The sequence below is a fragment of the Rhodococcus sp. (in: high G+C Gram-positive bacteria) genome, assembly GCF_049286785.1.
GTDB lineage: Bacteria > Actinomycetota > Actinomycetes > Mycobacteriales > Mycobacteriaceae > Rhodococcus_F.
On sequence record NZ_JBAQEO010000544.1, the window covers coordinates 1 to 8,998 of the forward strand.

9 protein-coding genes, 1 tRNA gene and 2 pseudogenes are annotated in these 8,998 nt (G+C 64.4%); 8 read left to right on the forward strand and 4 right to left on the reverse strand.

Annotated elements, in window-relative coordinates; all coding sequences use genetic code 11:
• The first annotated feature begins 1,031 nt into the window (after positions 1–1,031).
• The 6 genes and pseudogenes from WAW17_RS19635 to WAW17_RS19660 all read left to right on the forward strand — a co-directional run bounded on the left by WAW17_RS19635 (position 1,032) and on the right by WAW17_RS19660 (position 5,067).
• A complete protein-coding gene (locus tag WAW17_RS19635) occupies positions 1,032–1,241 on the forward strand; it encodes a hypothetical protein (RefSeq protein WP_422334596.1) in 210 nt (69 codons plus the stop codon).
• Between the two features lie 229 nt (positions 1,242–1,470).
• A complete protein-coding gene (gene mftD / locus WAW17_RS19640; RefSeq protein ID WP_422334597.1) occupies positions 1,471–2,649 on the forward strand; it encodes a pre-mycofactocin synthase MftD in 1,179 nt (392 codons plus the stop codon).
• A gap of 81 nt (positions 2,650–2,730) precedes the next feature.
• Positions 2,731–3,189 (forward strand): annotated as a pseudogene (locus tag WAW17_RS19645) (SDR family NAD(P)-dependent oxidoreductase); the annotation flags it as partial.
• Positions 3,190–3,347: 158 nt separating this feature from the next.
• A complete protein-coding gene (locus WAW17_RS19650) occupies positions 3,348–3,674 on the forward strand; it encodes an ANTAR domain-containing protein (protein ID WP_422334598.1) in 327 nt (108 codons plus the stop codon).
• Positions 3,675–3,938: 264 nt separating this feature from the next.
• On the forward strand, positions 3,939–4,226 hold the full coding sequence (locus WAW17_RS19655) for a hypothetical protein (protein ID WP_422334599.1): 288 nt from the start codon (positions 3,939–3,941) through the stop codon (positions 4,224–4,226).
• 205 nt (positions 4,227–4,431) lie between these two features.
• A complete protein-coding gene (locus tag WAW17_RS19660; RefSeq protein WP_422334600.1) occupies positions 4,432–5,067 on the forward strand; it encodes a GNAT family N-acetyltransferase in 636 nt (211 codons plus the stop codon).
• A 97-nt stretch (positions 5,068–5,164) separates the two neighbouring features.
• Here WAW17_RS19660 and WAW17_RS19665 read toward each other — a convergent pair whose 3' ends face one another.
• Positions 5,165–5,812, reverse strand: coding sequence for a response regulator (locus WAW17_RS19665; protein ID WP_422334601.1), 648 nt, complete (start codon positions 5,810–5,812; stop codon positions 5,165–5,167).
• Positions 5,813–5,929: 117 nt separating this feature from the next.
• Entirely contained in the window at positions 5,930–6,331 is a 402-nt protein-coding gene (locus WAW17_RS19670) for a pyridoxamine 5'-phosphate oxidase family protein (RefSeq protein ID WP_422334603.1), read from the reverse strand.
• 410 nt (positions 6,332–6,741) lie between these two features.
• On the opposite strand from WAW17_RS19670, the pseudogene WAW17_RS19675 reads away from it, so the two are divergent.
• A pseudogene (locus WAW17_RS19675) lies at positions 6,742–7,167 on the forward strand (GAF domain-containing protein); the annotation flags it as partial.
• A 31-nt stretch (positions 7,168–7,198) separates the two neighbouring features.
• Here WAW17_RS19675 and WAW17_RS19680 read toward each other — a convergent pair.
• A tRNA-OTHER gene (locus tag WAW17_RS19680) sits at positions 7,199–7,314 on the reverse strand.
• Positions 7,315–7,359: 45 nt separating this feature from the next.
• Between WAW17_RS19680 and WAW17_RS19685 the strand changes: the two genes are divergently transcribed.
• The gene (locus WAW17_RS19685) at positions 7,360–8,349 is read left to right on the forward strand and encodes a GAF domain-containing sensor histidine kinase (protein ID WP_422334604.1); all 990 of its coding nucleotides are present in this window, start codon (positions 7,360–7,362) and stop codon (positions 8,347–8,349) included.
• Positions 8,350–8,524: 175 nt separating this feature from the next.
• On the opposite strand, the gene WAW17_RS19690 is transcribed toward WAW17_RS19685, so the two are convergent.
• Positions 8,525–8,848: a WhiB family transcriptional regulator gene (locus WAW17_RS19690; protein ID WP_422334602.1), complete on the reverse strand. Its 324-nt coding sequence runs from the start codon at positions 8,846–8,848 to the stop codon at positions 8,525–8,527.
• Between the last annotated feature and the right edge of the window lie 150 nt (positions 8,849–8,998).

Consider the following 8,998-nt stretch of genomic DNA (forward strand, 5'->3'; position numbering starts at 1 on the left):
CCGCCGTACCGTTCAAGTGGCGCTACACCACCACCGACCTACACCGACACCTCGAACGACTCGACCACCACGACCGAACCCTGCAAGCGGCATGACCCCCGACGAATTAACGAATCCAACCACTTAGTTCCCGGTCGCGGGGTTCGCAGCAGGTCCTGCGAGGTGATCGTAGACAACGTCAGGATCACTTCATGCCAAGATCATTCGATCCCGCTGCCATCCGTGACGATCCCCGCGACCACGCCGCCAACTGGTCACGCTCGTCATCGGTTAACGTGAATTTCAGGAACAGACACCAGGAATACTCCCTGGATCTGGACAGATGATCCCGAAGTCGAGACAGTTCGGCGGATGATTCGGCCCACAGCACATCTGCCCTGGTCGACGACCGTCTCACCGAAACCCTTGTAGAGTAAGAGACGTGGGGCAGCCGCGACCAACTCACGGGCGCTCATGGCCACGGGTCGACCGCCTCGGTCGCCACAGCTCACCTGTTCGGCATCCGCTGTTCACCCATCGATTCCCGCAGACACTAGCGTTTTGTCACCCTGTGACATAAACTCGAGGTAGTCGGCGATCCGGTTGTCGTCGACGGGTCGCCGCAGCCACCGAAAGGACGCTGACATGGGTCGACCCCGAAGAACGGCGTCGACGGGCGGAACATTCGCTCACCGAGAGCCTGTCCCACGCTGTCACCCCGCTCGGATACCGAAATATCGTGTCCACCGACTCCCACATCTCGATATCGACCCGGGACTTCCCGACCCTGCGCCTTCTTCATCCCCACGGTGCCGCGCCGACCGAAACCCGGACCGAGAAACCCGCACGCCCGCTGATTGCCATGCAGATTGCCACCAGAGAACTGGTCCACTTCCCCTGTGCGACCCCTACTTCGGCCCGACAGCGGCCACGTCGCCGGCAGCGCCCCATGTACTCGACGTCGGCGGCACACTCTGCGCCCCCGGACAGCATCAACTAGCTGTACCGCACTGCGCACACTGCCCCACTCATCCACAACACCAGGAGAGATCATGGGTCTACTCGACGCCACGGTTGCGTTCATCACCGGCGGCGTCCGCGGCCACGGTCGCACCCACGCCATCACGTCCGCACGCGAAGGCGCCGATACGATCCCGGTCGACATCGATGACCAGCGAGATACCGGCCCCTATACGATGACCCATATACGATGGCCCACGAGGATAGACCTCGCCGAAACCGTTCGGCCAGTGGAAAGCTGAAGGCTGCCGCACCGCGCATTATCGAACCCCGAACCGGATAGGTCGTCATCACGTCCTCGATCAACGGGTGGGAACCAGGACTCAACTGAGCCCACTGTGCGGCAGCCGAACACGGCGTCCTCGGACTCATGAGTCTTCCTTCCTAACACTAAAACTGGTCACACATGCCGCCTGCAGGCACGCGGTAAACGAAAGCTGATGCCGGACACACCGTGAGGAGAGCGGACCGATGACAAAGAATGCCTGGTTCGAGACCGTTGCACAGGCGCAGCAGAGGGCGAAGAAACGGTTACTGCCCTCCGTATACGCGGCGCTGATCGCCGGATCCGAAAAGGGACTGACGATCGACGACAACGTCGCCGCGTTCACCGAACTCGGCTTCGCTCCCCACACCGCGGGACTGTCGAACACACGTGAGTTGTCGACCACGGTGATGGGCCAGCCGATTTCGTTTCCGGTGATGATCTCCCCGACCGGTGTCCAGGCAGTGCACCCCGACGGGGAGGTGGCCGTCGCCCGCGCCGCAGCGGCCCGGGGCATCATCATGGGGCTCTCGTCGTTCGCGAGCAAGTCCATCGAGGACGTCACCGCCGTCAACTCCCAGACCTTGTTCCAGATGTACTGGGTCGGCACCCGCGAGGCACTGGTGCAGCGGATGGAACGGGCCCGGGCGGCGGGCGTGGTGGGGTTGATCATGACGACGGACTGGTCATTTTCCAACGGCCGGGACTGGGGCAGCCCGGCGATCCCGGAAAAACTCGACCTCAAAGCGATGATCAAATTCGCACCCGAGGGCATCACCCACCCGAAGTGGCTGTTCACATTCGCCAAGACCGGCCGGATCCCGGACCTGACCACACCCAACCTCGCCAAGCCAGGTCAAGATGCGCCGACTTTCTTCGGTGCGTACGGCGAATGGACGCAAACCCCGCTGCCCACCTGGGACGACATCGCGTGGCTGCGGGAGCAATGGGGCGGACCGTTCATGCTCAAGGGTGTGATGCGCGTCGACGACGCCCACCGGGCCGTCGATGCCGGAGTCACGGCGATTTCGGTGTCCAACCATGGTGGCAACAACCTCGACGGAACCCCCGCCCCGATCCGCGCGCTGCGTGCGGTGTCGGAGGCGGTCGGCGACCAGGTCGAGATCGTGATGGACGGTGGAATCCGCCGCGGCAGTGACGTGGTCAAGGCACTCGCACTCGGCGCGCGGGCGGTGATGATCGGCCGCGCGTACCTCTGGGGTCTTGCTGCGAGCGGACAGGCCGGTGTGGAGAACGTACTCGACATCGTCCGTGGTGGTGTGGATTCGGCGGTCCTCGGCCTGGGCCATTCCTCTGTCCACGACCTGAGTCCGAAGGACCTGATCATTCCCGAGGGATTCGCTCGCACACTGGGCGCCGACTGAGCGGACGCGGTGGTCCCGGATCGGGATCAGCGCCGCACGCACGCACCACCCAAACCCCACAATCACAAGGAGTTCTTCGACATGGCAGGACGAGTAGAAGGCAAGGTCGCGCTGATCACCGGGGCGGCCCGCGGGCAGGGACGCGCCCACGCGGTGCGGTTGGCGCAGGAAGGTGCGGACGTCATCGCGATCGACATCGCGGCCCCGCTGCCCGGTGTCCCGTACGACTCCGCCACACCGGATGATTTGGCGGAGACCGTCCGTCAGGTCGAGGCGCTCGGCCGGCGGATTGTCTCGACGATCGCCGACGTGCGTGACCTCGACACATTGACTTCGGCAGTCGGTTCCGGGGTGGCCGAACTCGGCCGCCTCGATATCGTGGTCGCGAATGCGGGCATCTGTATCCCGTCCCCCTGGGATCAGATCTCGCCGGAATCCTTCCGCGACACCATCGACATCAACGTCATCGGCACATGGAACACCGTCATGGCGTCGGCCCGCCACATCATCGACGGTGATATCGGCGGATCGATGATCTTGACCAGCTTCAAACGGAAGGCTCACCCCTCGGGGTGGAGCACACCACGCCGACAATTTACCTGTTGTTCAACAACTTTACTGTGTAGTTGTGCTGACACGGCGGAGGATTGAGGTAGAAGCGCCGGATCGACGCATCAAGGAGCGAAAGGAGTTTCCCCGTGGCCGAGAAGAACAGCACCGGGCGAGCGCTCGCACCCTTTCCGGGGCCGGCTCGCCTGTCGGGACGGCACCCACCCGACGGTCGTGAACTGCTCTCGACCGCGGAAAAGATCTTGATGGCGGCCCGAGGCTGCAGCGACGTCCAGGCTTTCGACGAGCTGCTCGATGTGGCACAACGTCACCATATGACCGTCCAGAAGGAAGCCGAAGACCTGGTCGGGCTCGCCGCCGGGCCGGCGGCGACCCGGCGGAGCCCGGATGCGGACTGCTACGGCGAGTGGGAGAAGCTCCTTACCCAGCTTTCCCCGCGACGTCGGGCGAGCTGATCTGCCATCCCGCTGCCAGGCAACGTGAATCGTTGTGACATCACGGTGGTCGCCTCGACAGGAACGGCACGGAGGCCTCCTGCACCGACCGGATCCTGCAGCTGTCGCGTCCCATAACCACCAATACCGACCAGCACATCGGCGTACACCAGTCGACTCCGCAGATACCGGAGGCCGAATCGACAGGCGGGCGCGAAGAGACCCGGCAAGGCCGGCGCGGCAACGGCCGATACCTGCGGCACCGGGAGAGGAGGAGCAGGAACCATGAACATCGACCGTGACCCTGTCCACAAGGTCACCACAACGAACGGTTCGAACGGCGCCGGTGATGTGGCGGTGATGCTCGGTGCGTTGTCGGTGGTGGCGTTCTGGACATTCGGGCTCGGGGTGTTGCTGGGTGTGGGCGCTGTCGTGGCCGGCACCGTGGCCCGCGCCCGCGTCGCCAAGGCAGACGAGCCGGTTCCCATCGAAGCGGTCATCGGCGCCGTGGCCGGCGTCGCCGGCATCGCGGCCGGACTGATGTTCCTCGCTGCCGCGCTTCCTCACATGTGAATCCACACCAGGGCCCACCACCGAGCTCACCGAAACCCCGACACCAGAGCGGAACCCGACGATCTCGGCGGGATTCCCACTTTCGGACCGACACCTGCCACGCTGACGAATCACGGTCCCAAGACAGGGAAGATCACACGGTAATCCTCTCGGAAGGACGCGGAGCCTGATGACTCGAAGGAAGAGAGCCGCAACAGCAACGAACATGAGCAGCGATGCGGCAGTGGCCCAGTCGGGGACAACGAACCCCGACATCACCATCACGTACCTGACCGTCGACGACCGGGACACGGTCCGCCTTCTGCACGAGCGACTCTCCGAGCACGACGCATACATGCGCTTCTTCTCGCCCCTGCCGACACATCTCGACGATCTCGTCGCCATGCTGTGCCGACAAGACGCCACACACACCGCCCTTGGTGCCTTCGCCGGTGACGAACTCGTGGGCGTGAGCAATTACGTGATCACCGGCATCGCTACAGAGGCCACCAGCGCAGAGTTCGCGCTCGTCGTTGCCCATGACCAACAGTCGCATGGTGTGGGCACGATGCTGCTCCGAGAGCTGGTGGGCGTCGCCTACAACCACGGTGTGAGGCGTCTGACCGCGGAGATTCTCGCACAGAACACCCTGATGCTCGCCGTGATCGGGGATCTGGGATGGTCGGAGGCCCTGCATCACAACGGACCGAACGTGCACCTCGACCTCGACCACGATCCGGTCCCGGAAACCAGCCGCCGGAACGGCGTCTGTTCGACACGGAACGGCGTCTGTTCGACACGGACCGGCGGCACCGGTGCGGTGCACACGTCGCGGAACCAGGCTGCCGAACGTGGCCTGTGAACAGCTCGTCCGGGCGGATCGGCACACAGGACCACGATGCAGTGGGTGGCGTCGTCGTCACGATCGGGGTGCGGGCCGGGCGCAGGGGCCGGACCGATCAACTCGTGGGGCGGTTCACAGGCAGCCTGGTGGCGAGAACAGCGGCCTGGGTTCGTCGTTCGACCCCCAGCTTGGTCAGGAGTCGCGACACGTAGTTCTTGACGGTCTTCTCGGCGAGGAACATGCGTGCGGCGATCTGCCGATTGGTCAGTCCCTCACCCACAAGCTCGAGCAGGGTGAGTTCCTGCTTGGTCAGTCGGGCGAAGCGACCATTTTCTTCGGTCGGGACCGCGCGGAGCTTCGCCATCAGCGCGGCCGCGGCACGGTTGTCGAGCAACGACTTTCCCGCGCCGACATCACGGACGGCTCGGGCCAACTCCAACCCGCGTATGTCTTTCACGGCGTACCCGCTCGCGCCGGCGAGGATGGCGTCGAGCATCGCCTGATCGTCGGTGAAGGACGTCAACATCAGGCACCGGAGCTCGGGCATCCGGGAGAGCAGTTCACGACACAGTTCGATGCCGTTGCCATCGGGGAGGCGGACATCGAGCACCGCGACATCCGGTTGCAGCGCCGGGATCCGCGCGAGAGCCTGCGAGCAGGAGGCCGCCTCCCCGATCACGGTCAGCTCGGGGTCTTCGGTGAGCAGTTCCGCTATTCCGCGGCGAACAACCTCGTGATCGTCGACGAGGAATACGTTGGTCATGCGGTGAACTGTAGTCCCGTTATCACCACGAACGCTTCACAGAACAGGGCGGGCGGATTCCTGCGGGCTGCCGGCCCGGCCCGGTCGGGCAGCAGCGGGACAGATCAGCGCGAGCTGTCATCGGTAGTCACCGTGAGGGCGAACCAACCTGGTGTGCCGCCCGGTGACGTATTCGATGTCGATGACGAGATAGCTGTCGCCGCAGCGATGCTGCCAAGGAGACCTGCCAGAGTCGTCGAAGCCGAGCAAACCGCCGGCGCCGGACAGCAGCCGGGACCGGCCCATGGCGACCACGCTCCACCCCGTTCGGGTGACCGGGTCGATAGTCCCCGTTTCGAACGCCAGGACCCCACCACCGAAGCGGTCGAACCACATGTCGTTACCGGTCGGAATGACGACTTCCCCAGCAGGGGCAGCGAAGGTCATTGGACGCACCGCCGGCAGAGCGTTTTCGGTGTAGACCAGCCGCCCCACGGGCACAGACCGCAGCAACCCCATGCATTCGACCAGAGAAAGCATGACTTCCTGGCCCGCGAGGATCTCGCGATCGCTTTCCCGCTGATATGCGAGATGTTCTTCCCCCTGACACACGACGTCCTCCTTCCTCCTGTTAGCCGTTCGACCCGGACAACAATCCACACCCGAGCCAGAGCCGGACAGGGGACAAAGTCCTGTCCTTCGGAGGCGACCGCATCACCACCACCACGCCCGCCCCGGCCTAGTAGCGGACACGAAAAGCGTGGAAAGACTATTAGTGTGGATTCCGAACCACCTCCGACGACCTCGAACCGATCATGCAACTGCAAGGCGCGGACTCAAATAAATGGGGCACAGGTATGGCAGGTAACGAAGAACCCATGCTCGGGGGCAGCTTGTCCCAGCTCCGGCTGGGACAGTTGCCGGCAGAGGTTCAAGATCGCATCGACCAGATGACGGCATCCCGGGACCAGGTCGACGCCCTGCTCGAGGCAGTGCTCACCGTTGCGTCCGGGCTGGAGTTGGAAACGACGCTGAAACGGATCGTGCACGCGGCGATCGAACTGGCCGATTGCCGCTACGGAGCCCTCGGTGTGCTCAACCGCAACGGCGACGGACTGCAGGAGTTCGTCTCCGAGGGCATCGACGAACACACCCGCAACCTGATCGGAGACCTGCCCACCGGGCACGGATTGCTCGGTCTGCTGATCGCCCAACCCAAACCGCTGCGCCTCGACGATCTTGCCCAGCACGTTGCCTCGTCCGGTTTTCCCGCACACCATCCGCCGATGCGGACCTTCCTCGGGGTGCCGGTCCGGGTCCGCGGCGAAGTCTTCGGCAACCTGTATCTCACCGAAAAGGCGAACGCGCAGGCATTCACCGAGGACGACGAGGTGATGGTGCGGGCCTTGGCGGCGGCGGCAGGAATCGCCGTCGACAATGCTCGCCTCTTCGAAGAAGCCCGCCTGCGGCAACAGTGGCAACAGGCAACGAGCGAGATCCGTGCCGAACTACTCGCCGCCGCCGACCCCGACGAGGTACTCCATCTGATCGCCCGTCGGGCCCTGACCCTGGCCGGCGCCGACCACGTGGTGATCGTCCAGCCCGCTGACCCGGATCTGCCCCCCTCGGAGGTCACCACACTCGTGGTCACCGCCTATTCCGGTGACGATGCCGCCGGGTTCGAGGGTAGGCAGATCGGGGTCGAGGATTCCGCGATCGAGTCCGCCTATCGCCGGGGGACACCTCGGCAGGTTCCGCAACTGGGCCGCGGCGACGAACAGTACGGTCCCACACTGCTGCTGCCGTTGCGTGTGTCCCCGGGCTCGGTGTCGGGTGTGCTCGCGATCATCCGCAACCCCGACAAAGACGCTTTCGACGACCACCAGCTCCCACTCGCCGCCGAGTTCGCCGACCACGCGGCCCTGGCCCTGAAACTGGCTGACGATCAACGCCAACTGGCCGCCCTCACCGTCATCACCGACCGGGACCGCATCGCCCGCGATCTCCACGACCATGTCATCCAACGACTATTCGCGCACGGGCTGAACCTGCAAAGCACCCACTCACGCACCCGCACCCCAGAGATTCGCCAACGAATCTCGGACATGATCGACGACGTCCAGAACATCATCACGGACGTGCGGACCACCATCTTCGACCTGCACGGCGGAACGGACGAGAACCGACAACTCCGGTTGGCACTCCAGGAAATCATCACCGAACACACCGGGGACACCGCACTGCGCACCACCGTCCGCATGTCCGGGCCCCTGAACGTGGTGACCGGCACCGTCGCCGACCACGCCGAAGCAGTGCTGCGCGAAGCACTCAGCAACATCGTCCACCACGCCCACGCGGACAGCGTCACCATCACCATCACCGTCGACGACAACCTCACCCTCGACGTCACCGACGACGGCATCGGCATCCCCACCACCGTCGCCCGCAGCGGACTGCACAACCTCACCTCCCGCGCGCAGCAAGCCGGCGGCACCTTCACCGCCACCCCCCTCGATCAGGGCGGCACCCGACTGACCTGGTCAGCACCACTACCCTGACCCCACAACGTGAGCCGAGGATCCTCCCGCCAAAGATGTACCCCGGGGAGGCACGCCCGGATACAGCCCACCACACCTCAACACTGGCCGGTCGAGGCGGCACCGAGGCGCCCGATCCCTCAGCGAGACCGAGTGAGATGCCGATAAAGACAGTGCGTGCTGTACTAACCGGAACTCAGACCGCACGCTCACGGCGGCGCCGGGTCTCGAAGAATTCGGACCAGGAACTGATCTCGGGATGCGCCTTGAGCAGTGATCGACGCTGTCGCTCGGTCATCCCACCCCACACCCCGAACTCGACACGATGATCGAGCGCGTCCGCACCGCACTCGATCAACACCGGGCAATCCCGACACACCGTCGCAGCCTCACGCTGCGCCGCGCCGCGGACGAAAAGTTCATCAGGATCACTCTCTCGACAACGCGCCCGCACCACCCAATCGATTCGGGCTACGGACTGCTCGACCTCGAGCCCCCTGACCGTGGTACTCATGTGCATCGGTTCCCCTCTCACCAGACCGCACACTCTCGGGCCGCTCGGAACGAGACCATCACGGATGGTGATCGAACCCCTCAGGCCCGAACCGAATTTCCCAACGACCGTTCACTCACTTGACGAGAAGGCAATCAACGATCACGAATCTTGCAC

What these genes read in the sequence shown, in the direction of transcription:
- WAW17_RS19670 (WP_422334603.1), bottom strand. Translation starts at nt 6,331, where the DNA reads ATGCTTTCTCTGGTCGAATGCATGGGGTTGCTGCGGTCTGTGCCCGTG.
- WAW17_RS19690 (WP_422334602.1), bottom strand. Translation starts at nt 8,848, where the DNA reads ATGCACATGAGTACCACGGTCAGGGGGCTCGAGGTCGAGCAGTCCGTA.
- WAW17_RS19665 (WP_422334601.1), bottom strand. Translation starts at nt 5,812, where the DNA reads ATGACCAACGTATTCCTCGTCGACGATCACGAGGTTGTTCGCCGCGGA.
- WAW17_RS19635 (WP_422334596.1), top strand. Translation starts at nt 1,032, where the DNA reads ATGGGTCTACTCGACGCCACGGTTGCGTTCATCACCGGCGGCGTCCGC.
- WAW17_RS19660 (WP_422334600.1), top strand. Translation starts at nt 4,432, where the DNA reads ATGAGCAGCGATGCGGCAGTGGCCCAGTCGGGGACAACGAACCCCGAC.
- mftD (WP_422334597.1), top strand. Translation starts at nt 1,471, where the DNA reads ATGACAAAGAATGCCTGGTTCGAGACCGTTGCACAGGCGCAGCAGAGG.
- WAW17_RS19655 (WP_422334599.1), top strand. Translation starts at nt 3,939, where the DNA reads ATGAACATCGACCGTGACCCTGTCCACAAGGTCACCACAACGAACGGT.